The sequence below is a fragment of the Streptomyces sp. NPDC048297 genome, assembly GCF_043201585.1.
GTDB lineage: Bacteria > Actinomycetota > Actinomycetes > Streptomycetales > Streptomycetaceae > Streptomyces.
Genome location: NZ_JBICZA010000023.1, coordinates 43,123 through 68,071 on the forward strand (window position 1 = coordinate 43,123; position 24,949 = coordinate 68,071).

The 24,949-nt window shown below is 70.5% G+C and carries 21 protein-coding genes and 1 other RNA gene; 3 read left to right on the forward strand and 19 right to left on the reverse strand.

All coding sequences use genetic code 11. The features are described from left to right. Window positions 1–157 precede the first annotated feature (157 nt). The 3 genes from ACGFYV_RS24270 to ACGFYV_RS24280 form a co-directional block, all read right to left on the reverse strand. A complete protein-coding gene (locus ACGFYV_RS24270; protein WP_393880541.1) occupies window positions 158–1,804 on the reverse strand; it encodes a beta-N-acetylhexosaminidase in 1,647 nt (548 codons plus the stop codon). Between the two features lie 244 nt (window positions 1,805–2,048). Continuing rightward, window positions 2,049–2,339 carry a DUF3039 domain-containing protein gene (locus tag ACGFYV_RS24275; RefSeq protein ID WP_393880542.1) on the reverse strand — a complete coding sequence of 97 codons (291 nt, stop codon included), beginning with the start codon at window positions 2,337–2,339 and terminating at the stop codon, window positions 2,049–2,051. 29 nt (window positions 2,340–2,368) lie between these two features. Next, entirely contained in the window at window positions 2,369–2,941 is a 573-nt protein-coding gene (locus ACGFYV_RS24280) for a YqgE/AlgH family protein (protein WP_393880543.1), read from the reverse strand. Between the two features lie 287 nt (window positions 2,942–3,228). Here ACGFYV_RS24280 and murA point away from each other — a divergent pair, with 287 nt between their 5' ends. Beyond that, entirely contained in the window at window positions 3,229–4,569 is a 1,341-nt protein-coding gene (gene murA, locus ACGFYV_RS24285; RefSeq protein WP_393880544.1) for a UDP-N-acetylglucosamine 1-carboxyvinyltransferase, read from the forward strand. A gap of 183 nt (window positions 4,570–4,752) precedes the next feature. On the opposite strand, the gene ACGFYV_RS24290 is transcribed toward murA, so the two are convergent. The 9 genes from ACGFYV_RS24290 to ACGFYV_RS24330 form a co-directional block, all read right to left on the reverse strand. Further along, a complete protein-coding gene (locus ACGFYV_RS24290) occupies window positions 4,753–5,034 on the reverse strand; it encodes an HU family DNA-binding protein (RefSeq protein ID WP_018549700.1) in 282 nt (93 codons plus the stop codon). A gap of 272 nt (window positions 5,035–5,306) precedes the next feature. Next, entirely contained in the window at window positions 5,307–6,722 is a 1,416-nt protein-coding gene (locus tag ACGFYV_RS24295; protein WP_393880545.1) for an NAD-dependent malic enzyme, read from the reverse strand. Window positions 6,723–7,097: 375 nt separating this feature from the next. After that, window positions 7,098–9,515 (reverse strand): HelD family protein, encoded by a 2,418-nt coding sequence (locus ACGFYV_RS24300; protein ID WP_393880546.1) that lies wholly within the window; start codon window positions 9,513–9,515, stop codon window positions 7,098–7,100. A gap of 69 nt (window positions 9,516–9,584) precedes the next feature. Continuing rightward, on the reverse strand, window positions 9,585–10,361 hold the full coding sequence (locus ACGFYV_RS24305) for an anti-sigma factor family protein (protein WP_393880547.1): 777 nt from the start codon (window positions 10,359–10,361) through the stop codon (window positions 9,585–9,587). A 50-nt stretch (window positions 10,362–10,411) separates the two neighbouring features. Beyond that, window positions 10,412–10,996, reverse strand: a complete 585-nt coding sequence (locus ACGFYV_RS24310; RefSeq protein WP_393880548.1) for a sigma-70 family RNA polymerase sigma factor — start codon at window positions 10,994–10,996, stop codon at window positions 10,412–10,414. Window positions 10,997–11,313: 317 nt separating this feature from the next. Further along, window positions 11,314–11,907: a CGNR zinc finger domain-containing protein gene (locus ACGFYV_RS24315; RefSeq protein WP_393880549.1), complete on the reverse strand. Its 594-nt coding sequence runs from the start codon at window positions 11,905–11,907 to the stop codon at window positions 11,314–11,316. A gap of 193 nt (window positions 11,908–12,100) precedes the next feature. Further along, window positions 12,101–13,315, reverse strand: coding sequence for a uroporphyrinogen-III synthase (locus tag ACGFYV_RS24320; protein ID WP_393880550.1), 1,215 nt, complete (start codon window positions 13,313–13,315; stop codon window positions 12,101–12,103). 85 nt (window positions 13,316–13,400) lie between these two features. Beyond that, complete coding sequence (locus ACGFYV_RS24325; RefSeq protein ID WP_393880551.1) at window positions 13,401–14,783, reverse strand: nitrate/nitrite transporter; 1,383 nt, start codon at window positions 14,781–14,783, stop codon at window positions 13,401–13,403. Window positions 14,784–14,972: 189 nt separating this feature from the next. After that, window positions 14,973–16,049, reverse strand: coding sequence for a LysR family transcriptional regulator (locus ACGFYV_RS24330; RefSeq protein WP_393880552.1), 1,077 nt, complete (start codon window positions 16,047–16,049; stop codon window positions 14,973–14,975). An 84-nt stretch (window positions 16,050–16,133) separates the two neighbouring features. Between ACGFYV_RS24330 and ACGFYV_RS24335 the strand changes: the two genes are divergently transcribed. Continuing rightward, window positions 16,134–17,375 carry an MFS transporter gene (locus tag ACGFYV_RS24335; RefSeq protein ID WP_393880553.1) on the forward strand — a complete coding sequence of 414 codons (1,242 nt, stop codon included), beginning with the start codon at window positions 16,134–16,136 and terminating at the stop codon, window positions 17,373–17,375. 71 nt (window positions 17,376–17,446) lie between these two features. Here the strand turns inward: ACGFYV_RS24335 and ssrA are convergent. From ssrA to ftsE, 5 genes are all read right to left on the reverse strand, one after another. After that, window positions 17,447–17,815: a transfer-messenger RNA gene (ssrA, locus tag ACGFYV_RS24340) on the reverse strand. Between the two features lie 145 nt (window positions 17,816–17,960). Continuing rightward, window positions 17,961–18,503, reverse strand: a complete 543-nt coding sequence (gene smpB, locus ACGFYV_RS24345; protein WP_393880599.1) for an SsrA-binding protein SmpB — start codon at window positions 18,501–18,503, stop codon at window positions 17,961–17,963. Between the two features lie 96 nt (window positions 18,504–18,599). Continuing rightward, window positions 18,600–19,877 (reverse strand): S41 family peptidase, encoded by a 1,278-nt coding sequence (locus tag ACGFYV_RS24350; protein ID WP_393880554.1) that lies wholly within the window; start codon window positions 19,875–19,877, stop codon window positions 18,600–18,602. A 67-nt stretch (window positions 19,878–19,944) separates the two neighbouring features. Then, entirely contained in the window at window positions 19,945–20,862 is a 918-nt protein-coding gene (gene ftsX / locus ACGFYV_RS24355; RefSeq protein WP_393880555.1) for a permease-like cell division protein FtsX, read from the reverse strand. Window positions 20,863–20,914: 52 nt separating this feature from the next. Continuing rightward, the gene (ftsE, locus tag ACGFYV_RS24360) at window positions 20,915–21,604 is read right to left on the reverse strand and encodes a cell division ATP-binding protein FtsE (protein WP_393880556.1); all 690 of its coding nucleotides are present in this window, start codon (window positions 21,602–21,604) and stop codon (window positions 20,915–20,917) included. A gap of 346 nt (window positions 21,605–21,950) precedes the next feature. Between ftsE and ACGFYV_RS24365 the strand changes: the two genes are divergently transcribed. Continuing rightward, on the forward strand, window positions 21,951–22,142 hold the full coding sequence (locus ACGFYV_RS24365; RefSeq protein WP_393880557.1) for a hypothetical protein: 192 nt from the start codon (window positions 21,951–21,953) through the stop codon (window positions 22,140–22,142). A 127-nt stretch (window positions 22,143–22,269) separates the two neighbouring features. On the opposite strand, the gene ACGFYV_RS24370 is transcribed toward ACGFYV_RS24365, so the two are convergent. Together ACGFYV_RS24370 and prfB are read right to left on the reverse strand one after the other, a co-directional pair. Continuing rightward, entirely contained in the window at window positions 22,270–23,124 is an 855-nt protein-coding gene (locus ACGFYV_RS24370) for a hypothetical protein (protein WP_393880558.1), read from the reverse strand. A gap of 325 nt (window positions 23,125–23,449) precedes the next feature. Next, window positions 23,450–24,556 (reverse strand): peptide chain release factor 2, encoded by a 1,107-nt coding sequence (gene prfB, locus ACGFYV_RS24375; protein WP_393880559.1) that lies wholly within the window; start codon window positions 24,554–24,556, stop codon window positions 23,450–23,452. Window positions 24,557–24,949 lie beyond the last annotated feature (393 nt).

Here is a 24,949-nt window from a genome sequence, read left to right on the forward strand (position 1 = left end):
GCGGACGTGGCAACTCTGGCACATCTTGGCGAGAGCCGAACGCAGGGGTCCAGTAGGAGGCATTCGCCCACCTCACACGGGAAATGGTCGGCTTTCGTCCGGCATCACCGGCGCAGCCCGATTGACACTCTTCGGTGATCCTTGAGTTCTTTTTCCGTTACCTGTTCGGAGGTGCGCCCTCGACGGGCCGGCCGGGCACGCCTGGACGGCGCTGCCACGGCCGGGGTCCGGCGGGTGGCCGGAAGGCGACCCCGAGAGCGTCAAGTCGCCCGTAGTGGGCGGCCATACGGTGTTCGAACCCGGTGAAGTCCCGTTCCCTCGGGGCGGGAAGAGGGCTCCAGGCGACCTCGGCGAACGCCGCGAGCCGGGGAAAGGCCTGGTAGTCCACGCGCGCGGTGTCCTCCATCACCTCGGTCCACACGTTGGCCTGGGTGCCGAGCACGTGCCGGGCTTCCTCGTCGGTGAGTCGGGGCGGCACGGGCTCGAACCGGTAGACGTCCTCAAGAGTGCGGACGTAGCCGATCGGCACCGGTTCGTCCGCGCCTGGAGCCTGCCGGTGGTCCAGGTAGACGTGCTGTTCCGGACACATGACGACGTCGTGGCCGGCCCGCGCGGCGGCGACACCGCCGGCGTAGCCGCGCCAGGAGGAGACCGCGGCGCCTTCCGCGAGTCCGCCCTCCAGGATCTCGTCCCAGCCGATGAGCCGACGCCCGCGCGCGGAGAGCCACTTGTCGAAATGGCCGACGAACCACGCCTGCAGTTCGTTCTCGTCCGCCAGACCGAGTTCCTTGATGCGCGCCTGTACGGCGGGCGACGCACGCCACTGCTCCTTGGGGCATTCGTCGCCCCCGATGTGCACGAACCGGGAGGGGAAGAGTTCCAGCACCTCCTCGAACACCCCCTCGTAGAAGCGCAGGGTGGTGTCGGTGGGGGCCAGTACGTTGGGAGAGATTCCCCAGTTGTCCCAGACGGTGAGGGCGGTGGTGTCGATGACGTCGGTGTTGCCGAGTTCCGGATACGCGGCGATCGCGGCCTGCGAGTGGCCCGGTACGTCGATTTCGGGGACGACGGTGATATGCCGCTCGGCGGCGTAGGCGACGATCTCCCGGATGTCGTCCCGCGTGTAGTAGCCCCCGTGCGGCTTCTCCTCCCACAGCGGTGAGGCCCGGTGCCCGAATTTCGTGCGTGCCCGCCAGGAGGCGACCTCGGTGAGGCGCGGGTACCGCTCGATCTCGATGCGCCAGCCCTGGTCGTCCGTCAGATGCAGGTGCAGGACGTTGAGTTTGTGCGCGGCCATCAGATCCAGGTAGCGCAGGACGCCTTCCTTGGGCATGAAGTGCCGCGCCACGTCGAGCATCAGGCCCCGCCAGGCGAAGCGGGGGGCGTCCTCGACGGTGACCTGCGGCAGGTCCCAGTCCTGCCCCGGCCGCAGCGGCGCACGGCGGAACGCGTCGGGGCCGAGCAGTTGACGAAAGGTCTGGGCTCCCCAGAACACACCGGCGGCGCTACCGCCCTGAATACGGATCGGCCCTTCGCCGTCGGCGTTGACGCCGACCAGGCGGTAACCCTCCGCCGGCAGATCCGTTTCGATGCTCAGCACGATGCGGTTGTCGCGGCTTTCACCGTCGCGGCTTTCGCGCGCCTCCGGAAAAGGCAGGCCGGTCGCCGCCCCGACCGTCGCCCGCAGCCAGCGTCCGGCGCCTTCCGTACCGGGCCGCGCCTCCAGGGCCGTATCGGCGTCCAGACGCGTGCGCCCGTCCGCGATCCACGAACAGCGCGCCGGGGCCGGAATCACATCCACCATGTCAGTCCTTTACCGCCCGATGGAGATCAGCAGGGACGTCGGATGGCATCACGAGCGGGTAAAGCGGCCACCGGACGCGTGATCAGCAGGGTGGCCCGGAAGCGGAAACGAAATCAAGACCGGTGTTGCAACCGGCGCGATGGCCGTTCCGCTTCCCGCAACACGGCAAAGGCCCCGGGGAAGCGTCTCGACGCGCTCCCAGGGGCCCAGCGATATTCGGACGGACGCGAAAGGCGTCACGGCGTCACTTCTTGTCGCCGCCCTTGCCACCCTTGTCGTCGCCGCCGCGGCCCATGGACTCGTAGATCTCCTTGCACATGGGGCACACGGGGTACTTCTTCGGGTCACGGCCCGGCACCCACACCTTGCCGCACAGCGCCACGACGGGGGTGCCGTCGAGGGCGCTCGCCATGATCTTGTCCTTCTGGACGTAGTGGGCGAAGCGCTCGTGGTCGCCGTCACCGTGGGACACCTGCGGCGTCGGTTCTACGAGGGTCCCCGTACCAGTCCCGCGCTCGGGCTCGAGAGTGCTCATATCAGCAAGGGTACTGAAGCCCACCGGTATCAGTTGAGCGACGGGTCGTCCGGATAGGTGGCCACCATCGCGAGCTCGTTGCGCTGGCGGCGCAGGACCTCGCGCCACAGTCTCTCCGGGGCCGGGGAGGAGACGTCGCCGGGTTCGGACTCGACGACGTACCAGGCACCCTCGACCAGCTCGTCCTCCAGCTGGCCGGGACCCCAGCCGGCGTATCCGGCGAAGATGCGCAGGGAGCCGAGGGCCGAGGCGAGCAGTTCGGGCGGGGTCTCCAGGTCGATCAGGCCGATCGCGCCGTGCACCCGCCGCCAGCCGAGCGGGGTGCGCTCCCCGCTCGCGCCACCGGGGATGACCGCGACGCCGAGCGCGGAGTCCAGCGAGACGGGACCGCCCTGGAAGACCACGCCGGGTTCGCCCGCGAGGTCGGCCCAGCCCTCCAGGATGTCCCCCACGTCCACCGGGGTGGGGCGGTTGAGGACCACGCCGAGCGAGCCCTCCTCGTCGTGGTCGAGGAGGAGCACCACCGCGCGGTCGAAGTTCGGGTCCGCCAGGGCGGGGGTAGCCACGAGCAGCCGCCCTGTGAGCGAGGACACCTCGGTCATGCCAGACATGATCCCGCATCTTGCCTTCGCGTGGGGAGCCATTGGGGATGCGGGAGTGAACGCAGCTCAGGGGAACCGAGGGCGCACGGAGGCCCGTCCCGGCGCACGTCCGGCGGCGGTGACCGCTTGTGCCCGCGGGGGAACCGTTCGTGTTGTGACACACCTATGACGCGACTGGGCGGCACGCGGGCTTACTGAAGGGGGGTGATCGGCGATTACCCTGTCTCTCCGGCCCCCGCGCAAAGTGATCGGCCGACCCCTGCCCGACTCATCGGAACGCGAGATACATGACCGTCAACGACGATGTCCTGCTTGTCCACGGCGGAAACCCGCTGGAGGGCGAGATCCGTGTCCGCGGTGCGAAGAACCTCGTGCCCAAGGCCATGGTCGCCGCCCTGCTGGGAAGCGCGCCGAGCCGACTGCGCAACGTTCCGGACATCCGTGACGTGCGCGTCGTACGCGGCCTGCTGCAACTGCACGGGGTGACCGTCCGTCCGGGTGACGAACCCGGCGAGCTGGTGCTCGACCCGACCTACGTGGAGAGCGCGAACGTCGCTGACATCGATGCCCACGCGGGTTCCAGCCGTATCCCGATCCTCTTCTGCGGCCCGCTGCTGCACCGTCTCGGCCACGCCTTCATCCCGGGCCTCGGCGGCTGCGACATCGGCGGCCGGCCCATCGACTTCCACTTCGACGTGCTGCGCCAGTTCGGCGCGACCATCGAGAAGCGTGCGGACGGCCAGTACCTGGAGGCCCCCAAGGGCCTGCGCGGTACGAAGATCCGGCTGCCGTACCCGTCCGTCGGCGCGACCGAGCAGGTGCTGCTGACGGCCGTGATGGCCGACGGTGTCACGGAGCTGTCCAACGCGGCCGTCGAGCCGGAGATCGAGGACCTCATCTGCGTGCTGCAGAAGATGGGCGCGATCATCGCGATGGACACCGACCGCACGATCCGCATCACCGGTGTGGACAAGCTGGGCGGCTACACCCACCGTGCCCTGCCGGACCGCCTGGAGGCCGCGTCCTGGGCGTCGGCCGCCCTCGCGACGAGCGGCAACATCTACATCCGCGGCGCGCAGCAGCGCTCGATGATGACGTTCCTGAACACCTACCGGAAGGTGGGCGGTGCCTTCGAGATCGACGACGAGGGCATCCGCTTCTGGCACCCGGGCGGCCAGCTGAAGTCCATCGCGCTGGAGACGGACGTGCACCCCGGTTTCCAGACCGACTGGCAGCAGCCGCTGGTCGTCGCCCTGACGCAGGCCACGGGCCTCTCGATCATCCACGAGACGGTGTACGAGTCCCGGCTCGGTTTCACCTCCGCGCTCAACCAGATGGGTGCGCACATCCAGCTGTACCGCGAGTGCCTGGGCGGCTCCGTCTGCCGCTTCGGCCAGCGCAACTTCCTGCACTCCGCGGTCGTCTCGGGCCCCACCCGGCTCCAGGGCGCCGACCTGGTCATCCCGGACCTGCGCGGCGGCTTCTCCTACCTCATCGCGGCCCTCGCCGCCGAGGGCACCTCCCGTGTCCACGGCATCGAACTGATCAACCGCGGCTACGAGAACTTCATGGAGAAACTCGTGGAACTGGGCGCCAAGGTCGAACTCCCGGGCAAGGCACTGGGCTGACCCAGGGCAAGCCAAAAGGGGCGGCCCTCCTCGGTGAGAGGAGGGCCGCCCCTTTTGGCATCGTCAGCCGAAGCACCCTGAAGGGGCGCGGGGAACTGCGCGACCAGCCACAACGAGTCGGCAGTCGCCCACGGCGCCCAACAACCACGGCGCTCCAGTGGACCGGCACTGCAAGCGGAGCGCTTACTTGCCCTTGGCCGCTTCCTTGAGCTTCGAGCCCGCGGAGACCTTCACGCTGAAGCCGGCCGGGATGTTGATGGGCTCACCGGTCTGCGGGTTGCGCGCGGTACGAGCGGCACGGTGGGTGCGCTCGAAGGTCAGGAAGCCGGGGATGGTGACCTTCTCGTCGCCCTTGGAGACGATGTCGCCGACAACCTCGGCGAACGCGGCCAGAACGGCGTCGGCGTCCTTGCGGGTCACCTCGGCGCGGTCGGCCAGCGCGGCCACCAGCTCACTGCGGTTCATGTTCTTACTCCCGTGTTCTTCTTGCCATTGAGGCGTGAGGTGAGTATCGATGCCGATGCGCTCGCGCCCAAAGACGCATCCTGCCCCTACCTGCGGCGGGAAAGCCAATCCGGCACCCGTAGGAGTCGTGAGAACACCCTAGGGAGTCACACGAAAAGCGCCTGCTCGGCCGTCACCCTAGAGGGCGCCCTAAGGTGGGGGGTTTCGCGACGCGCCGGTGCGAGGGCTGCCGTATCGATCCTCACAGCCTTTGCACCTTACGGCACGAGGGGTTAGGACGCCGCTCCGGCCGCCTTCGCCGCCTCGCGCACGGCGCCCGCGACCGCTCCGGCGACCTTGTCGTTGAAGACGCTCGGAATGATGTAGTTCGGGTTCAGCTCGTCCTCGGTCACCACGTTCGCCAGGGCGTGTGCGGCGGCGAGCATCATCTCGGTGTTGACGGTGCGGGACTGCGCGTCCAGCAGGCCGCGGAAGACACCCGGGAAGACCAGCACGTTGTTGATCTGGTTCGGGAAGTCGGAGCGGCCGGTGGCCACGACCGCCGCGCTCCGGCGGGCGATCGCCGGGTCGACCTCGGGGTCGGGGTTCGCGAGCGCGAACACGATCGCGCCGTCCGCCATGGCGGCCACGTCGTCGCCGTCGAGGACGTTCGGGGCGGAGACGCCGATGAAGACGTCGGCGCCGCGCACGGCCTCCTTGAGGGTGCCGGTGAGGCCCTCGGGGTTGGTGTTGTCGGCGATCCAGCGCAGCGGGGAGTCGGCGGGGGCGTCCACCAGGTCCCCACGGCCGGCGTGCACGACGCCCTGGATGTCGGCGACGACGGCGTTCTTCACGCCGGCGGCGATCAGCAGCTTGAGGATGGCCGTACCGGCCGCGCCGGCGCCGGACATGACGACGCGGATGTTCTCGATGGCCTTGCCGGTGACGCGCAGCGCGTTGGTGAGGGCGGCGAGGACGACGATCGCGGTGCCGTGCTGGTCGTCATGGAAGACGGGGATGTCGAGGGCCTCGCGCAGGCGCGCCTCGATCTCGAAGCAGCGGGGCGCGGAGATGTCCTCGAGGTTGATGCCGGCGAACCCGGGGGCGATCGCCTTGACGATCTCGACGATGGCGTCGGTGTCCTGGGTGTCCAGGCACAGCGGCCAGGCGTCGATGCCGGCGAAGCGCTTGAAGAGGGCCGCCTTGCCCTCCATGACGGGCAGCGCCGCCTTGGGGCCGATGTTGCCGAGGCCGAGCACGGCGGAGCCGTCCGTCACGACAGCAACGGAGTTGCGCTTGATGGTGAGGCGGCGGGCGTCCTCGGGGTTCTCGGCGATCGCCATGCACACGCGGGCCACGCCGGGCGTGTAGACCATGGAGAGGTCGTCACGGTTGCGGATCGGGTGCTTGGACTGCATCTCGATCTTGCCGCCGAGGTGCATCAGGAACGTACGGTCGGAGACCTTGCCGAGGCTGACGCCCTCGATGCCGCGGAGCTTCTCCACGATCTCGTCGGCGTGCGCGGTCGAGGTGGCCGCGATGGTGACGTCGATACGAAGCTTCTCGTGCCCGGACGCGGTGACGTCGAGGCCGGTCACCGAGCCTCCGGAGGACTCCACGGCGGTGGTGAGCTGCGAGACGGCGGTTCCGCTCGCGGGCACCTCCAGCCGGATGGTCATCGAGTAGGAGACGCTGGGCGCCGTTGCCATGGCCGACTTCCTCTGCTTTCACCGTGTCGCGAGTTGTGCCGTCCGATCGTCGCACCTACCCCGGGGTACGCGGTAGCCGCCCCGGATTGTGGACGTTGTGTTCACAGGAGACGTGCACTTTTCGGAAAACTACTTCCACCATACGAGAAACGATCTGCGGGGGAAAGGGGTCGTCCGCGCAAAGAAAGAGGCCCACGTCACACCGTGACGTGGGCCTCCACACGTTCATGACACCGACCCGCCATGCTCGCCTCGCGGCAAGTGGTCCCTCGCAGGGACGAAGGTTGGGCCCGGGGGCTTGGATCGAGCCGGTGCCGTACCCAGGCTAACAAACACTTGCCGACCCCCATTCCCCCTGCGCGCAGTTCACCGGAATCAGTCCCGCAGCAGGTCCGGCACCCCGGCCGCGTCCGGCTCGTCCCGTCCGCCGGACACGACCGTGAGCTGCTGGGTCGCCCGGGTCAGCGCCACGTAGAGCACGCGCAGCCCGGCCGGGGACTCGTCGGCGATCTCCGCCGGGGACACCACCACCGTCGCGTCGTACTCCAGGCCCTTGGCCTCCAGGCTGCCGAGGGCCACCACCCGGTCGCCGAGCCCGGCCAGCCAGCGCCGGGCCTCCTCGCGCCGGTTCATGGCGACGACCACGCCGACCGTGCCGTCCACCAGGCCCAGCAGCCGCTCGGCCTCCGCCCGGACGGTCTTCTCCTGCGAGTCCCCGACGACGGCGAAGCGCGGTTCGACCCCGGTGGACCGTACGGCGGAGGGCGCCTTCGAGCCGGGCATGGCGAGGGCGAGGACCTTGGCGGCCAGCTCGGCGATCTCGGACGGGTTGCGGTAGTTCACGGTGAGCTGGAAGTGGCGCCGCGGGCGGGTGCCGAGGGCCTCGTCGCGGGCCTCGGCCGCCTCGTCCGGGTCGGACCAGGAGGACTGCGCCGGGTCGCCGACGACCGTCCAGGTGGCGTGCCGGCCGCGGCGGCCGACCATCCGCCACTGCATCGGCGTGAGGTCCTGCGCCTCGTCCACGATGACGTGCGCGTACTCGGTGCGTTCCTGCGCGAGCCGCTCGGCCCGCTCCCGCTGGCTCTCCTCGCGCACCGGCATCAGCTCCTCCAGGCCGGTGAGCTGGTCCAGCGGGTCCAGTTCGCGCTTCTTGCGGGGGCGGGCCGGGACGCCGAGGATCGCCTGCAGCTCGTCCAGCAGGGCGATGTCGTGCACGGTGTACCCGTCCCGTCTCAGGGAACGGGCGACCTTGCGGACCTCGCCGGGGTTGAGGATCCGGCGGGCCCAGCGGCCGAGGCGCCGCTCGTCGGCCATGGCCTCAAGGACGCCCTTCGGGGTCAGCTCGGGCCACCAGGCGTCGAGGAAGAGGAGGAAGGGGTCCTCGCTCGCGACGTCCTCGTCGAAGGAGGAGCGCAGCTCGGCGGCCAGCTCCGGGTCGCTGTGCCGGCCGGCCGCCCCGGACTTCGCCCACAGGGCGTCCAGCAGCAGCTTGCGGGCGCGCGGGCGCAGCAGGTTGACGGGCGCGGTGCCGCCGAGGGCGGTACGGCGGATGCGTTCCAGCTCGTCGGCCTCCAGCTCCAGGCGGCGGCCGAAGGCGACCACGCGCAGCCGCGCGGGCGGGCCTGCGGGCGCCCCGGGAGCCCCGGATGCAGCGTCTCCCCGCGTCTCGGGCCCGGTGTCGCCGTCGTCGTCCAGGGCGAGCTGCCCGGCGGGCCGGGCGCTGCCCCGGCCCACTTCCAGGGCGCCCCGGGCCGCTTTCCGCAGCACCTTCAGCATCCGGTACGAGCCCTTGGCGCGGGCCACGGACGGGGAGTCGTACAGCGTGGCCTCGGCCCCGACGGCGTCCACGGCCAGGGAGCCGATCGCGCGGATGGCGACCTGGCCCTCCTCGCCGAGCGAGGGCAGCACGCCCTCGGTGTAGGCCACCAGCAGCGGGGTCGGCGAGACGATCAGGATGCCGCCCGCGTAGCGCCTGCGGTCCTGGTAGAGCAGGTAGGCCGCGCGGTGCAGGGCGACGGCGGTCTTGCCGGTGCCGGGGCCGCCCTCGACGTGCGTGACGGAGGCGGCGGGGGCACGGATGACCAGGTCCTGTTCGGCCTGGATGGAGGAGACGATGTCCCGCATGGTGTGGCTGCGGGCCTGGCCGAGCGCGGCCATCAGGGCGCCGTCGCCGATGACGGCCAGCTCATGGCCGTCCAGGGAGGCCGTCAGCTCGGGGCGCATCAGGTCGTCCTCGACGCCGAGGACCTGGCGGCCCTTGGAGCGGATGACCCGGCGCCTGACGACCCGGCCCGGCTCGACCGGGGTGGAGCGGTAGAACGGCGCGGCGGCGGGCGCGCGCCAGTCGATGACCAGCGGGGAGTAGTCCTCGTCGAGCACGCCGATCCGGCCGATGTGCAGGGTCTCGGCGATGTCGGCGGTGCCGTCGGGGCGGACGGCGCCCTCGGCGGGCTCGACGGCGGTGTACGCGCCGTCGGGTCCCTTCTTGCCGTCCTTGCCCTCCAGCAGGTCGATCCGGCCGAAGAGGAAGTCCTCGAACTCGTTGTTGAGCCGGTTCAGGTGGATCCCGGCCCGGAAGACCTGCGCGTCCCGCTCGGCCAGCGCGCCGGGGGTGCCGACCTGGCCGCGCTTGGCCGCGTCGTTCATCAGGAACTCGGCCTCGTGGATCTTCTCCTCGAGCCTGCGGTACACCCGGTCCAGGTGTTCCTGTTCGACGCTGATCTCCCGGTCACGGGCGGAATCCTGTGCGCCGTGTACCGAGCCGACCGCGGACTGCTGAACCTGAGCGGCCACCGGGCCCCCTTCTGACGTGCTGGGCAGCCGTCAACCGTACGCGAAGGGGACCCGGCAAAGCTACGGCGGCTACGCGTCCACCTGGACGAGCTTCTTCCCGTCGAAGGTCATGACCTCGAAGTGGTCGATCTCGTTCGGCTTGAGAGCGGCGCCGCCGCCGATGTACAGCGGCTTCTTCGCCTCCTCGTGCTTCGCGTCCGGGATGCCGTAGCCCCACTCCCCGACGGACCAGGAACTCAGCGTCTGGCGTTCGCCGTCCTTGCCGACGGCGATCAGGGAGCACTTGAGCGGTCCCTTGACGCCCTTGAGCCGCAGGACCGCGTCGGTGCCCCACTTCTTCTCGGCCAGGGCGATCGTCGCCGAGACGCCGGTCGTGGAGTCCGTGGCCGAGACCTTGTCGGTGAGGGAGTCGAAGTGGTTCTGCGCGGTGGCCGCCAGTGGGGTGGTCTGCTGGCCCGAGCCGCCGTCGCCGCCCACGGCCAGGACGGTGAGCGGGCCGCCGATGATCAGCGCGGCGGCGGCCGCGACCAGGTAGAAGCCCCTGCGCCGCTTCTGCGCGCGGCGCTCGCCGACCTCGTCGACCAGCTTCTCCACCAGGCGCGGGCTGGGCTGCGCGGACAGCGACTCGCCGATCGCGGGCGTGCTGCCGGTGCCGGGCAGGTCCGCGAGGGCGGCCAGCATGGGTTCCATTCCGGCCAGCTCGTCCAGTTGCCGGGCGCACCACTCGCAGCCGGCGAGATGCGCTTCGAAAGCGGTTGCCTCGGCGTCGTCGAGAATCCCGAGAGCGTAGGCGCCGACGGTCTCGTGCTCGTTCGGCACCGGTTCTCCCCGCATGGGCCCAGACATGTCCGTACCACCCGTACCGAATCCCCGATCACTGCCCCCGTGCACACTCATCACGCCGTCACCCCCCGCTCCTCCAGTGCCAGCTTCATCGATCGCAGGGCGTAGAACACCCGGGAACGGACGGTGCCGCTGGGTATCCCCAGCGTCTGGGCCGCCTCGTTGACAGTACGCCCCTTGAAGTAGGTCTCGACGAGGACTTCCCGGTGGGCCGGGGTCAGGTCGTCGAGTGCGTCGGACAGCGTCATCAGCCACAGCGCTTTGTCGATCTCGTCCTCCGCGGGGATGACCTCCAGCGGCGACGGATCGACCTCCTGCGGCCGGGCCTGCCGGCTGCGGTGGCCGTCGATGACGATGCGGCGTGCGACCGTCACCAGCCAGGGGCGGACCGAGCCGGTCGCCCGGTTGAGCTGACCGGCGTTCTTCCAGGCACGGATGAGGGTTTCCTGCACGACGTCCTCGGCGCGCTGCCGGTCACCGGCGACCAGCCTGAGCACGTACGCGAGCAACGGTCCCGCGTGCTCCCGGTACAGGGCACGCATCAGCTCCTCATCCGGTTCCGAGGGCTGTGAGGACAGGCGATGTCGGGCCCTCGGTCCGTGTTCATTGGCCACGGCCGCATCCTTGCGCACGCCCACCTCCGGTGTCCGGGGGTTCCCCCAGTCGGTCGCTCGCCCACCCGTACGGACAGGGGCGTGACGGTGTTCAACGCGCGCCGCCGGATTTCCCGTGACTGGTGTGACGAGCGGGACATGAGCACACATTCGCACCGCGCGCCGCGCACATATCCGGCACACCGACGCGGCCGGCGGGGCCGGCGGGGCCGGCTCCACCGGACCTCACCGGGCCGCGGGAGCCCCGGTGTTACGCACATCACGTCCACTCGCGGGACGTCCGCTCGCGGGCGGGCGCCGGGCGATCCGGCCGGTCTGGCAGGTCTTACTGGTCTGGCCGGTCAGGCGCGTGCGAGGGCCGCCCGCCGGCGGTGCCGGGCCACGCGCTCGCGGTTCCCGCAGACCTCGCTGGAGCACCAGCGCCGCCGGCGCCCGCGTGAGGTGTCGACGTACACGATGGGGCAGTTGTCCCCCTCGCACTCGCGGACGGCCGCCCGCGCGACGGGATCAGTGAGCAGTTCCACGGCGTCCCGGGCCACGACGGCGAGCAGCGCCGCACATGCCGGCGCCCCCGCCAACTCCCGCACCAGCGTGCCGTCTTCACCGCGCACCGCACGCGGAACCGGGGGCGCGCCGCGGGCGATCTCGTTGACGCGGCCGAGCGCGAGGTCGTACGACAGCACGCCCCCCGTGAGGGTCCCGCGTACCAACGCCCCGACATGGCCGCGCAGTTCACGGAACCCGGACACCCAGGAGGCGTCGGCGTGAGCGAGCGGGGTGCGGGGCGGTACGAGCCCCGCGCCGGTGATCCAGGCGCACAACGGCCCGACGCCGTCGAGCCGTTCGGCCGGGTGCGCGGTCGCGAGGAGGTCCAGGCAGATCCGCCCGGCGTCGAACCGCAGCTCGTACGGGTCCGTGACCGTACCCAGCGCCATGTGCCTTCCACCGCCTCGGGTCACCAAGGGTGGGCGTCCGCTCTCCCTCCCCCACAGTGCCCGCCGGGCAGCGTCTCCGGAACCCCTCGTACCGGCCTGGACGCACGCGCATGAGGGTGCGCGCCTCGGCCATGTCCGGCGCCGGGCCTGCGTGGCACGGGCGCCTGGTGCGGGGGCGCTGCGGCGACGCGCCTCACGCGTCCGCGTACTTCGCGTCCGCCGCCGGGTCCAGGGCCAGTCGGTAACCGCGTTTGACCACGGTCTGGATCAGTTTCGGGGCTCCCAGGGCCGTGCGCAGGCGGGCCATCGCGGTCTCGACGGCGTGCTCGTCCTGCCCGGCGCCCGGCAGAGCCCGCAGGAGTTCCTGGCGGGACACCACCCAGCCCGGCCGCCGTGACAGCGCGCGCAGCAAGGACATCCCGGCCGGCGGGACCGGCTTGAGGTCCGCGTCCACCAGGACCGCGTGCCCCCGGATCTCCACGCGGTGACCGGCGATCGGCAACGCCCGTGCCCGGCCGGGCAGTTCCTGGCACAGCAGCTGGACGAGCGGGCCGAGGCGGAAGCGTTCCGGCTGTACGGTGTCCACGCCCCGGGCCTGGAGGGGGAGAGCGGTGACGGGCCCGACGCACGCGGGCAGGACGTCGTGGCCGAACGCGGTGAGCAGTTCGGGGAGCAGCCCGCGTTCTTCGGCGCGGGACAGCAGGGAGGCCGCGGCGGGCGCGCTGGTGAAGGTGATCGCGTCCACGCCCCGGGAGACGGCCGCGTCCAGGAGGCGGTCCACCGGGCCGATGTCCTCCGGCGGCATCCACCGGTACACCGGCACCGGGACGACCTCCGCTCCCCCGGCCCGCAGCGCCTCCACGAAGCCGGGCAGCGGTTCCCCGTGCAGCTGTACGGCGATACGACGCCCGGCCACGCCCTCCTCCAGCAGCCGGTCGAGCACCTCGGCCATGGACTCCCCGGCCGGCGCCCATGTCTCGGTCAGGCCGGCGGCCCGGACGGCGCCCTTGACCTTGGGGCCGCGGGCCAGCAGCTCTACCCCGCGCAGCCGCTCCAGCAGTTGTTCGCCGAGCCCCCATCCGTCGGCGGCCTCGACCCAGCCCCGGAATCCGATGGCGGTGGTGGCAACGGCCACGTCGGGCGCCTGGTCGATGATCCCCTTGGTGGCGGCGAGCAGTTCGCTGTCGTCGGCGAGGGGCACGATGCGCAGGGCGGGCGCGTGCAGGACGGCGGCGCCGCGCCGCTGGAGCAGCGCGCCCAGCTCGTCGGCGCGACGCGCGGCGGTGACGCCCACGGTGAACCCGGCGAGAGGGCCGTGTCCCAGCTGCTCCCGCTGGTTCTGCTGTTCCTGCTCGTCTCGCTGGTCCTGCTGGTCCCGCCGTCCGGCCTGCTGCTGTTCGTCGTCCATGGTTCTCCTAGCTGGCCTGCATGCCGAACGAGCCTGTCAACAACGCGTGACAGGCTCGGTTCGTATCGATGTCACCAGTGTTACGTCACACCTCCGCGTAGCTGAGCTGCGACTTCGCCTCCGATGCGGCGGCCGTGGTCTGGGGCGTCGCGGCCGGCCGGCGAAGGTATACGGCCCAAGTGACCGCGAAACACAGGCCGTAGAAGGCGAGGAAGGCGACGAAGGCGCCCGTGCCGGTGCCCCAGGAGAGGTAGGACTGGCGGAAGGCGAGGTTGATGCCGACGCCGCCGAGCGCGCCGACCGCGCCGATGAGTCCCATGGCGGCCCCGGACAGCCGACGCCCGTAGGACGCCGCGTCCTCGCCCGTCAGCCCCTTCGCCAGGGCCTTCGCCTGGAAGATGCCGGGGATCATCTTGTACGTCGACCCGTTGCCGAGCCCGCTCAGCACGAACAGCACGACGAAGGCCGACACGAACAGCGGCAGCGACTTCTGCAGGCCGGCGACGACGAGGACGGCGGTGGCGGCGGCCATGCCCACGTAGTTCCACAGCGTGATCCGGGCGCCGCCGTAGCGGTCGGCGAGGCGGCCGCCGACGGGACGGATCAGGGAGCCGAGCAGCGGGCCGATGAAGGTGAGGTACGCCGCCTGGAGCGGGGTCCGGCCGAACTGGATCGTCAGCACCTGCCCGAAGGCGAAGCTGTAGCCGATGAAGGACCCGAACGTGCCGATGTAGAGGAAGGACATGATCCAGGTGTGCACGTCCTTCGCGGCGTCCCTGGCGGCGCCGGTGTCGTTCTTCACGGAGGCGATGTTGTCCATGAAGAGCGCGGCGAGGACGGCGGCGGCGAGGACGAGCGGGATGTAGATCCCGAGCAGCAGGCGCGGCCCGCCGCCCGCCCCGATGATCGCGAGCGCGACCAGCTGGATCACCGGGACGCCGATGTTGCCGCCGCCGGCGTTGAGTCCGAGGGCCCAGCCCTTCTTCCGAAGCGGGAAGAAGGCGTTGATGTTGGTCATGGAGGAGGCGAAGTTGCCGCCGCCGATACCGGCCAGCAGGCCGACCCACAGGAACGTGCCGAACGACGTCCCCGGCTTCATGACCGCGTACGCGGCGACGGTCGGGACGAGCAGCAGCGCGGCGGAGACGACCGTCCAGTTCCGCCCGCCGAACAGGGCGACGGCGAAGGTGTAGGGGATGCGGGCGGCGGCCCCGACCAGCGTCACCATGGACGTGAGCAGGAACTTGTCGGCGGGGGTCAGCCCGTACTCGGGGCCCATGAAGAGCACCAGCACGGACCACAGGGTCCAGACCGAGAACCCGATGTGCTCGGAGAGGACGGAGAACAGCAGGTTCCGGCGGGCGATCTTCTCCCCCGTCGCGTTCCAGAAGGTCTCGTCCTCCGGATCCCAGTGCTCGATCCAATGGCCTCCCCTGCTCGGTGCGGGGGCTGTACTCGGGGCTGTCATGACGCCTCCACAAGGCTCCGGGTGCTCGGTCCAGGTGCTCGGTCCTCCGACGTGAGATCGAGGAACTCAGGGAGTGAAGGACCGAGGGACTGAGCCCGAAGGTAGGGAGGGCGCGTTTCTGGCCTGTGGCTGTGGGTGACCGGAAGGGAACGTTGCTCTCACGTGAGGGGAGGGCGGCCGGTGAGGGGCTCAGGCGCGGACGGTCATCACGTCCGTGTCGCAGGCCGTCACCTGCATGTCGGAGGCCATCACCTGCGTGCCAGGGGCGATCACCCGCGTGCCAGGGGCCATCACCTGCGCGTCGTGGGCCATCACCTGCGCGTCAGGGGCCGGTATCCACGCGTCCGCCGGCTGCCGCAGCCAGCCCTCGGCGCGGGAGATCCCGGCCGCCGCCCGCCGCAGCGCGTCCAGCGCGGGATGGACCAGCCCCTTGCGCCACACCAGCGAGACGGGCGAGAGCGGGACGGGTTCGACGAGGGGCCGCAGCACCGTGCGGGGCATGGCAGGGAAGTCCACCACGGCCAGGATCGGGTTCCGTGTCTTGGCCATGATCCGCTCGAACTCCTCGTCGCCGACCGCCAGCGGAAGGGGCGGGGCCAGCCGGATGCCGCGGCCCTCGAAGAGGCGCAGGGCCAGGTCGGTCCACTCCGGGGTGCGCGGATTCCCGGCTCCGGCGTACACCGTCTCGCCGGCCAGCGCGGCGAGCGGCACCTCGGGCAGGGCGGCCAGGTGATGTTCCTCGGGCAGGACGACGGCCATCGGCTCGTAGCGCACGGGCTGCTGGTCGAGGCCGGAGCGCAGCGCCGGGTCCAGGCCGGCGTAACGGCCGAAGGAGGCGTCCAGCCGGCCGGCGAGCAGTTCGGCCGCCGCACCGGTCAGGCCGCTCTCGTAGCGGGCCATCAGCTCGCAGTCGGGAGCGAGGTCGCGGGCCCGGTGCAGGACGCGGCGGCCGGTGGCGAGGCCCGGGGAGTTGAGGTCGACCAGCAGCGGCCGGGCCTGCCGGAAGGCGGCGAGCAGATCGTCCTGGGCGGCGAGGACCCGGCGGGCGTGCGGGAGCAGCCGTTCACCGTCCGGGGTCAGGGCCACCTGCCGGGTGGTGCGCACGAACAGCTCGGCGCCCAGCTCCCGTTCCAGCCGCCGTACGTCCCTGCTGAGCGCCTGCTGGGCGACGTACAGGCGGGCCGCGGCCCGCGTGAAGTGCAGTTCCTCGGCGACGGCGACGAAGGCGCGCAGGAGGCGGGGTTCTATCGCGTCGGAGGCGGGCATGGCGGAGAACTTACAACACAGGTGCGTGAATCGGCGCGCCGAAGGTGTTGGACGCGTTGATCCACTCGGGGCGACGGTGGACGCATGCCGTCCCGACCCGCCACGGAAGAAGCCCGGATACCTGCCGGGGAACCCGAACTCACCGGATACCGGCGCCTGTTCTCCCGCCCCGGCACCCTCGCCTTCACCACCGGCAACCTCGTCGCCCGCCTGCCCGTGGGCATGTTCAGCGTGAGCGCGGTGGTGATGATCGCCGGGTCCCGGGGCTCGTACGCCCTCGCCGGTGCCGTCACCGCCACCGGGCTCGTGGCGACCGGGGTGGCCGGGCCGTGGATCGCGCGGCTGGTCGACCGGTACGGGCAGGCCCGGGTCGCCCTGCCCGCCACGTTCACGGCGGTGCTCGGCAGCCTCGCCCTGCTGCTGTGCGTGCGTTTCGGCGCCCCGGACTGGACCCTGTTCGCCGCGTACGTGTCCACCGCCGCGACCCCCAACATCGGCGGCCTGTCCCGCGCCCGCTGGGCCCACCTGCTGCGGGACGACCCCGGCGCGCTGCACACCGCGAACTCCTTCGAGCAGGCCGCCGACGAACTGTGCTTCATGCTCGGCCCGGTGCTGGCGTCCTTCCTGACCGGCACCTTCTTCCCGGAGGCGGGCACGCTCGCCGGGGCCGTACTGCTGCTGACCGGCATGCTGCTGTTCACCGCCCAGCGGGCGACCGAGCCGCCGCCCCTGGCCCGTTCGAAGGGGCCGTCACCGCTGCGCAGCCCCGGCATCCCGCCGCTGCTGGCCTGCTTCACGGCCACCGGCGCGGTGTTCGGTTCGATGGAGGTCGCAACCATCGCCTACGCCGACGCGCAGGGCCACCGCTCGGCCGCCGGAGTCGTCCTCGCCCTCCAGGCGGCGGGCTCGTGCGCGGCGGGTCTGCTGTTCGGGGCGCGGAGACCGGCGGGGGTGCGGCTGGGGCACTGCCTGGCGGGGATGGCCGTGCTGATGGCGCTGCCGTGGGCCGCCGCGGTCACGGCCGGTTCGCTGCCGGCGCTGGCCGGCGCCCTGCTGATCGCGGGCATGGCGACCGCACCGACCATGGTGACGGCCATGACCCTGGTCCAGTCCCGCACCCCGCCCGACCGCCTCAACGAGGGCATGAGCCTGGTGGTGACCGCACTGCTCACAGGGATCGCGTGCGGCTCTGCGGCAGGTGGCTGGGCGGCGGAACACCTCTCCCCCAGCACCGCGTACGCCGTACCGGCGGCAGCGGCAGCCCTCGCACTCCTCATCCACACCGGTGGGCAGTGGGCCAAGGCCGACGGCACCGCAACCCCCTGAGCCCATGACAACGGCCCCGCCGCGAAAGCGACGGGGCCGTTGCCCACATGGGGCCGACCCCCGGAGGGGTCTCGTGGAGATGGCGGGAATCGAACCCGCGTCCAACGGTGCGGAATCAGGGCTTCTCCGTGTGCAGTTCGCTACGAGTTTCTCAGCCCCGGAGATCACGCGAACAAGTCTCCGACGGGCTCAGTCACTGTTAGATTTCCCTTTTCACCCCGTGACCGGGATCAAGGTTTAGTTCCCTAGCTGATGCCAGGATCCGGGTCGGGAACAGCCCCGGGCTGACACTTCGCAAGTCGCTACTTAGGCAGCGAGGGCGAAGGAATCGCGCTTGGTGTTGGCGATTATTTTTTGCGACATATGGTTTACGAGATCATTGCCGCTTCCTCGACACGCTTCCCCTGCTTCGACAGCCGCTGTCGAAACCGATCATCCCCATGTTGTTTTTTCAAACCCTCCGAAGAGGGGTGCGCACCCGCTGTGAGGTGCAGTTGCCATCGTACGTGACCAACGCACGACAGTGCCAGCGTATTCCGGGCGGCGGCCCCGGCCGAACGCCACGGGGCCCCGGCTAGACGTCGGCTAGACGCCCCGCTGCCTCCGCTTCGCCGCCGCGATCGCGCGGTCCGACTCCCGCCGGTCCTGCTGCTCCCGCAGGGTCTGCCGCTTGTCGTACTCCTTCTTGCCTCGCGCGAGGGCGATCTCGGCCTTCGCGCGGCCGTCCTTGAAGTAGATCGCCAGGGGCACGATGGTGTGACCCGTCTCCTGGGACTTGGACTCCAGCTTGTCGATCTCCTCGCGGTGCAGGAGCAGCTTGCGCTTGCGGCGCACGGAGTGGTTGGTCCAGGTGCCCTGGTGGTACTCGGGGATGTGGGCGTTGTGCAGCCACGCCTCGCCCCGGTCGATCTGGACGAAGCCGTCGGTCAGCGACGTCCGGCCCTCGCGCAGCGACTTGACCTCGGTGCCGCTCAGCACGATCCCGGCCTCGTAGGTGTCGACGATCGCGTAGTCGTGCCGGGCCTTCTTGTTCTGGGCGACGATCTTGCGCTTGCCGCCCTTCTCGCCGTCCCTGGCCTTCGCGGTCCCGCCGCCCTGCTTGGGCTGGGACTCCTTCGGTACGTACATTCCCTTGCTCATAGTGACAACATTTTCTCACCACACCAGGGGTGCGAGGGAAGCGTATTTACGGGGTCTCCGACGATTCGGGGGACCTTCGGGGCCCTACGAGGGGGCGCCGAGTCCCGTCAGCACCGTCTCCGCCCGCGTCAGCGCGTCCGTGCCGGCGTCCAGGTCCGGGGTGATACCCCGGCCGTCGACCTTGTGGCCGCAGGGGGTGCGGTAGTGGCCCACGGTCAGCTCGGCGACCGAGCCGTCGGGCAGTGCGGTCGGCATCTGGACGGAGCCCTTGCCGAAGGTGCGGGAGCCGATCACCACCGCGCGGCCCCGGTCCTGGAGCGCGCCGGTGAGCATCTCGGCCGCGCTCATCGTGCCGCCGTCGACCAGGGTGACGAGCGGGCGGGCGGTGTCGCCGCCGGGCTCGGCGTGGAGGGCGCGCTGGGCGCCGTCGACGTCGTAGGTGGCGACGAGGCCGCCGTCGAGGAAGGCGGACGCGGCGTCCACCGCCTCGGTGACCAGGCCGCCGGAGTTGCCACGCAGGTCGAGCACGATCCCGGTGTCCGCCGGCGCCCGGCGCACGGCGGCGCGCACGGCCTCGCCGGCGCCCTTGGTGAAGGCGGCGACCTTGATGACGACGACCCCGTGGGCCGGCTTGCGGACGGTCACGGAGTCCGTGGACAGGCGGGCGCGGTGCAGGGTCCGCGTCCACGCGTGCGTGCCGCGCTGCAGGCCGAGCGTGACCGCCGTACCGGCTGCCGCGTCGTCGGCGTCGCCGCGCAGTAAGGACACCACCTCGGTGACCGGCCGCCCGTCGACCTTCTCCCCGTCGACGCTGCGCAGCCGGTCGCCCTTGCGGATCCCGGCCTCGGCCGCGGGCGAGCCGGTCTGCACCCGGGTCACCTCGATCCGGCCGTCGCGTTCGCGCCGCGCCCACAGGCCGACGCCGGTGTACTCGCCGTCCAACGCCTCCTGGAACTCCTGGTACTCGTTCTCGGAGTAGACGGCGCCCCAGCGGTCCCCGCTGCGGCTGACGGCGCGTTCGGCGGCCTCCATCGGGGACGTGCCGTCGGCCATGGCCTCGGCGGCGGCCCTGCGCACGTCCTCGTGCCGGACGGCCGCGGGCGACGGCCCGGCGCCGCCGCGGCGGCCGGACGCGCCTGGCCGACCCGACTGCCCCGGCTCGCCCGCCTGACCTGCCTGACCTGTCCGGCCTGCCTGGCCTGCCTGGCCTGCCTGGCCTGCCTGTCCCGGCTGTCCTGCCTGTCCGGTGTCCGGGAAGGAACCGGTGGCGGCGCCGGCGGCCAGCAGGCCGGCGAACATCAATGTCAGGGCGGCCCCGCGGCGTTTGCGGCGGGGCTGACAGAACAGGGCACGGCCTGACATGGCGGTGAGTCTAGGACAACGCGAAGGGCCGTACGGCCGGATGCCCGTACGACCCTCTTGGTATGCGTCACACCTTCAGGTACTTGCGCAGCGCGAAGAACGCGGCAAGCGCGGGCATCAGCACACTGGTCGCGAGAATCAGCGGCAGCTTGGTGAACACCGCGTCCCAGCCGACGAAGTTGATGAGCGTGAGCTTGGTGGACAGGCCCATGCCGTGGTCGATGGTGAAGTACCGGCCGACGATGAGGAAGACACACGCCAGACCGCCGCCGATGAGTCCGGCGACCGCGGCCTCCATGATGAACGGCGCCTGGATGTAGAAGCCCGAGGCGCCGACCAGGCGCATGATCCCGGTCTCGCGCCGCCGGCTGAACGCGGACACCCGCACGGTGTTGACGATCAGCAGCAGCGCGACGAGCAGCATCAGCGCCATCACACCGAGCGCCGCCCGGTTCATCAGGTTGAGCAGCTGGAAGAGGTTGTCCAGGATGCCCTTCTGGTCCTGCACCGACTGCACGCCGTCACGGCCGTTGAACGCGGTCGCGATCACCTGGTACTTCTGCGGGTCCTTGAGCTTGATCCGGTACGACTCCTGCATCTGGTCCGGCGTGAGCGAGCTGGCCAGCGGGGAGTTGCCGAACTGCTCCTTGTAGTGCTTGTACGCCTGGTCCTGCGACTCGTACGCGACCTTCTCGACGATCGACATCTTGTGCAGGTCGGAGAGGATCTGCTTCTTCTGGTCCTCGGTGACCGCGCCCTTGGCGCAGTTCACGTCCGACTGTGCGTCGCTCTTGTTGCACAGGAAGATCGAGACGTTGACCTTGTCGTACCAGTAGCCCTTCATGGTGCTCACCTGGTCGCTCATCAGCAGCGAACCGCCGAACAGGGCCAGGGACAGGGCGACGGAGACGATGACGGCGAAGGTCATCGTCAGATTGCGGCGGAGACCGACACCGATCTCCGACAGGACGAACTGGGCGCGCATGGCGTCGGGTTAAGCCTTTCCGTGGACGGTCGTCGGGCGGTGGTGACGGCGGTCAGTGCTGGTAGCCGTAGACACCGCGGGCCTGGTCGCGGACGAGGCGGCCCTTCTCCAGCTCGATGACGCGCTTGCGCATCTGGTCCACGATGTTCTGGTCGTGCGTCGCCATGATGACGGTGGTGCCCGTCCGGTTGATCCGGTCGAGCAGCTTCATGATGCCGACGGAGGTCTGCGGGTCGAGGTTGCCGGTGGGCTCGTCGCAGATGAGCAGCTTGGGCCGGTTGACGAAGGCCCGCGCGATGGCGACGCGCTGCTGCTCACCGCCGGACAGCTCACCGGGCATCCGGTCCTCCTTGCCGCCGAGCCCGACGAGGTCGAGCACCTGCGGCACGGACTTGCGGATCTCGCCGGGCGACTTGCCGATCACCTCCTGCGCGAAGGCCACGTTCTCCGCGACGGTCTTGTTCGGCAGGAGCCGGAAGTCCTGGAAGACCGTCCCGAGCTGGCGGCGGATCTGCGGCACCTTCCAGTTGGAGACGCGCGCGAGGTCCTTGCCCAGAACGTGCACCTGGCCGTGGCTACAGCGCTCCTCGCGGAGGATGAGCCGCAGGAAGGTGGACTTTCCGGAGCCGGAGGACCCCACGAGGAAGACGAACTCGCCCTTCTCCACCTCCAGGGTGACTTCCCTGAGGGCGGGCCGGGTCTGCTTGGGGTAGACCTTGGAGACGTTGTCGAATCGGATCACGGATGCACCACGAGTCGCCGGGGGTAGATGAGCGTGACCATACGCGAACCGGGTGCGCAAGTGCAGTCGCCGATTGCGGTTGGGCCATACTTGTTCATTTTTGTACCGATAAATGTCCGTACCTAAAAGGGGCACGGGGAGGGGCACGGGGAACCGCGCGGGAAGGCACGGGAAGGCACGGGAACCGCGCGATCGACCACGACGCACCCGCGGCGCGATACGACGGAAACCACCCCTTTGTATACGCCCCGCGCAACCTCCGGAGGAACCTGGCACAGTGGAGGGGGAACGTTCCCGTTCCGGGATGCGTTGTACGGGTGATGGTCGGTGCGAGGAGGGCGAGCGCATGACGTACGACCGGTTGGTGTGCGCGAACTGCGCGGCGCCCGTGAGCGAGGGCCGGTGCCCGGTGTGCCGTGCCAACCGCGAGCGGCTGCAGCAGGAGGGCTTCCTCGCGGGGGTCAACCCGATGGCACTGATCGCGCTGCTCGCGGTGCTGATCGCCGCGGTGGCGCTCCTGGCGCACCAGACCGTGTAGCGCACGCGGACGCACGTAGACGCGGACACAGGCACAGACGCGGCAGAACGACGAAAGGGCCCGGAGCGCGAGGCTCCGGGCCCTTCGTCATGTACGTCGCGTGCGGAACGCGACCGTACGGCTACGCTCAGGCAGCAGCGCCGCCGCGGCCGCTCACCAGACGCGGCAGGACGCGGAAGCCGATGCCGCCGGCGATCATGGTCGCGGCACCGATGAGCAGGAACGCGGTCTGACCGGCACCGGTCTCGGCGAGCTGCTTGTCACCGCCCTGGGCCGAGGTGTCCGAACCCGAGCCCGTGTCGGTGAGGGCCGAGGAGCCCTCCTCCTGGGAGGCGTTGTCGTTGCCGCCGCCGTTGGGCGTGGTGTTGCCGTTGCCGCCGTCGGTGCTGGAACCGCCGGTGTTGCCACCGTTGCCGTTGCCACCGATGGAGGCGTCGCCGCCATTGCCACCGTTGCCGTTGCCACCGATGGAGGCGTCGCCGCCATTGCCACCGTTGCCGTTGCCACCGATGGAGGCGTCGCCGCCGTTGCCACCGTTGCCGTTGTTGCCACCGTTGCCGTTGCCGCCGTCGGAGTTGCCACCGTCGGCGGAGTTCCCGCCATCGGCAGAGTTGCCTCCATCGGCGGAGTTCCCGCCGTCGGCAGAGTTGCCTCCATCGGCAGAGTTGCCACCGTCAGCGGAGTTCCCGCCGTCGGCAGAGTTGCCTCCATCGGCAGAGTTGCCACCGTCAGCGGAGTTCCCGCCATCGGCGGAGTTGCCACCGTCGGCAGAGTTCCCGCCATCGGTGGTGCCGCCGTCGGTGCAGATGCCGACAGGGCAACCCCCGTCGTCGCCCTCGGTGTTCACGCTCACACCGATGGGCCCCGCCTGGACATTGAGGTCCAGGGCGGACGCCGCACCTGCGGCGGTCAGGGAGGCGCCGGCCGCGATCACGGCACCGGCCGCTATCCGCGCGACGCGGATCCGCGTCTTCTTGGTCATCTGGTTGCTACCCCCAGTAGCTGATCGTCAATGAGGCCGCGCCCGGGGCAGGCTGTGATCGACGGAGGCAGCCGATGAATCCGGAAACGACGTCCGCGTCGGCGTCGGCATCCGAATCACCCCCAATTCCCCCGGTTCACATGCACCCCAGAGATACGCATGCCACTCTGCAGCCTTCCCATTTTTCAAAGCAACGTCAAGGCCGTTGCGGGCCCGATGTCCGATGGGGCGGCGTTTGGCGGCAATTGGAGCCTGTGAGTGTGACGTAAAACCCAGACAAACGACAACTGCCGCCACGCGGGCGGCAGTTGTCATGTCGACAAAGTTACTTCTCCTGCTGCTTGCGCCAGCGAATGCCGGCCTCCAGGAACCCGTCGATCTCGCCGTTGAACACGGCCTCGGGGTTGCCCACCTCGAAATCGGTGCGCAGGTCCTTGACCATCTGGTACGGGTGCAGCACGTACGAACGCATCTGGTTGCCCCAGGAGTTGCCGCCGTCGCCCTTGAGCGCGTCCATCTTGGCCTGCTCCTCCTGGCGGCGCCGCTCCAGCAGCTTGGCCTGGAGGACGTTCATCGCGCTGGCCCGGTTCTGGATCTGCGAGCGCTCGTTCTGGCAGGAGACGACGATACCGGTGGGCAGGTGCGTGATGCGCACGGCGGAGTCGGTGGTGTTGACGCCCTGGCCGCCGGGCCCGGAGGACCGGTAGACGTCGACGCGCAGCTCGGACTCGTCGATCTCGACGTGGTCGGACTTCTCGACGACGGGGAGGATCTCCACACCGGCGAAGGAGGTCTGCCGGCGGCCCTGGTTGTCGTACGGCGAGATGCGCACGAGGCGGTGGGTGCCCTGCTCGACGGAGAGGGTGCCGTAGGCGTACGGCACCTGGACGGCGAAGGTGGTCGACTTGATGCCGGCCTCTTCCGCGAACGACGTCTCGTAGACCTCGGTCTTGTAGCCGCGCTGCTCGGCCCAGCGCAGGTACATGCGCTGGAGCTTCTCGGCGAAGTCGGCGGCGTCGACGCCACCGGCCTCGGCGCGGATGTTGACGAGCGCCTCACGGGAGTCGTACTCACCGCTGAGGAGGGTGCGGACCTCCATCTCGTCCAGCGCCTTCTTCACGGAGGCCAGCTCGGACTCGGCCTCGGCGCGGGTGTCCGGGTCGTCCTCCTCCTCGGCCATCTCGAAGAGGACGGCGAGATCGTCGATCCGGCCGCGCAGCGCCTCCGCCTTCCTGACCTCGGCCTGGAGGTGGGAGAGCTTGCTGGTGATCTTCTGCGCCTCGTCCGGGTTGTCCCAGAGGGACGGCGCGGCCGCCTGCTCCTCGAGCACGGCGATGTCTGCCCTCAGCTTGTCGAGGTCCAGGACGGCCTCGATCGACTCCATGGTCGAGGAGAGGGACTTCAGCTCTTCGGATACATCGACGACTGCCACGCCTCCAGCGTAACGGCTCCGCCGGGTGGCGAGGTCCGGGGTGAGGGGGGAGCCGGGCGGTGCGGCGGTGACCTTCGCCGGCCACCCACCAGGGGCTGCCGCCCCCGGACCCCCGCATCGGCCCCGAACGGGCCTCGTCCTCAAACGCCGGACGGGCTGATCTGCCCGAGCCCCGACGACCAAGGGCCCGGGACGCTACGCCTGGCCCCGGGCGGCCGATCACCATCCGAGGCGACCATTGCCAGCCGCCCGCCATGGGCTGCCGCCCCCAGCCCCCCGCATCGGCCCCGAACAGGCCTCGTCCTCAAACGCCGGACGGGCTGATCTGCCCGAGCCCCGACGACCAAGGGCCCGGGACGCTACGCCTGGCCCCGGGCGGCCGATCACCATCCG

Excerpts from the sequence above, each read along its gene's own strand:
- ACGFYV_RS24270 (WP_393880541.1), bottom strand. The coding sequence starts at position 1,804 with ATGGTGGATGTGATTCCGGCCCCGGCGCGCTGTTCGTGGATCGCGGAC.
- ACGFYV_RS24275 (WP_393880542.1), bottom strand. The coding sequence starts at position 2,339 with ATGAGCACTCTCGAGCCCGAGCGCGGGACTGGTACGGGGACCCTCGTA.
- ACGFYV_RS24280 (WP_393880543.1), bottom strand. The coding sequence starts at position 2,941 with ATGACCGAGGTGTCCTCGCTCACAGGGCGGCTGCTCGTGGCTACCCCC.
- murA (WP_393880544.1), top strand. The coding sequence starts at position 3,229 with ATGACCGTCAACGACGATGTCCTGCTTGTCCACGGCGGAAACCCGCTG.
- ACGFYV_RS24290 (WP_018549700.1), bottom strand. The coding sequence starts at position 5,034 with ATGAACCGCAGTGAGCTGGTGGCCGCGCTGGCCGACCGCGCCGAGGTG.
- ACGFYV_RS24295 (WP_393880545.1), bottom strand. The coding sequence starts at position 6,722 with ATGGCAACGGCGCCCAGCGTCTCCTACTCGATGACCATCCGGCTGGAG.
- ACGFYV_RS24305 (WP_393880547.1), bottom strand. The coding sequence starts at position 10,361 with ATGTCTGGGCCCATGCGGGGAGAACCGGTGCCGAACGAGCACGAGACC.
- ACGFYV_RS24315 (WP_393880549.1), bottom strand. The coding sequence starts at position 11,907 with ATGGCGCTGGGTACGGTCACGGACCCGTACGAGCTGCGGTTCGACGCC.
- ACGFYV_RS24320 (WP_393880550.1), bottom strand. The coding sequence starts at position 13,315 with ATGGACGACGAACAGCAGCAGGCCGGACGGCGGGACCAGCAGGACCAG.
- ACGFYV_RS24325 (WP_393880551.1), bottom strand. The coding sequence starts at position 14,783 with ATGACAGCCCCGAGTACAGCCCCCGCACCGAGCAGGGGAGGCCATTGG.
- ACGFYV_RS24330 (WP_393880552.1), bottom strand. The coding sequence starts at position 16,049 with ATGCCCGCCTCCGACGCGATAGAACCCCGCCTCCTGCGCGCCTTCGTC.
- ACGFYV_RS24335 (WP_393880553.1), top strand. The coding sequence starts at position 16,134 with ATGCCGTCCCGACCCGCCACGGAAGAAGCCCGGATACCTGCCGGGGAA.
- smpB (WP_393880599.1), bottom strand. The coding sequence starts at position 18,503 with ATGTACGTACCGAAGGAGTCCCAGCCCAAGCAGGGCGGCGGGACCGCG.
- ACGFYV_RS24350 (WP_393880554.1), bottom strand. The coding sequence starts at position 19,877 with ATGTCAGGCCGTGCCCTGTTCTGTCAGCCCCGCCGCAAACGCCGCGGG.
- ftsX (WP_393880555.1), bottom strand. The coding sequence starts at position 20,862 with ATGCGCGCCCAGTTCGTCCTGTCGGAGATCGGTGTCGGTCTCCGCCGC.
- ACGFYV_RS24365 (WP_393880557.1), top strand. The coding sequence starts at position 21,951 with ATGACGTACGACCGGTTGGTGTGCGCGAACTGCGCGGCGCCCGTGAGC.
- ACGFYV_RS24370 (WP_393880558.1), bottom strand. The coding sequence starts at position 23,124 with ATGACCAAGAAGACGCGGATCCGCGTCGCGCGGATAGCGGCCGGTGCC.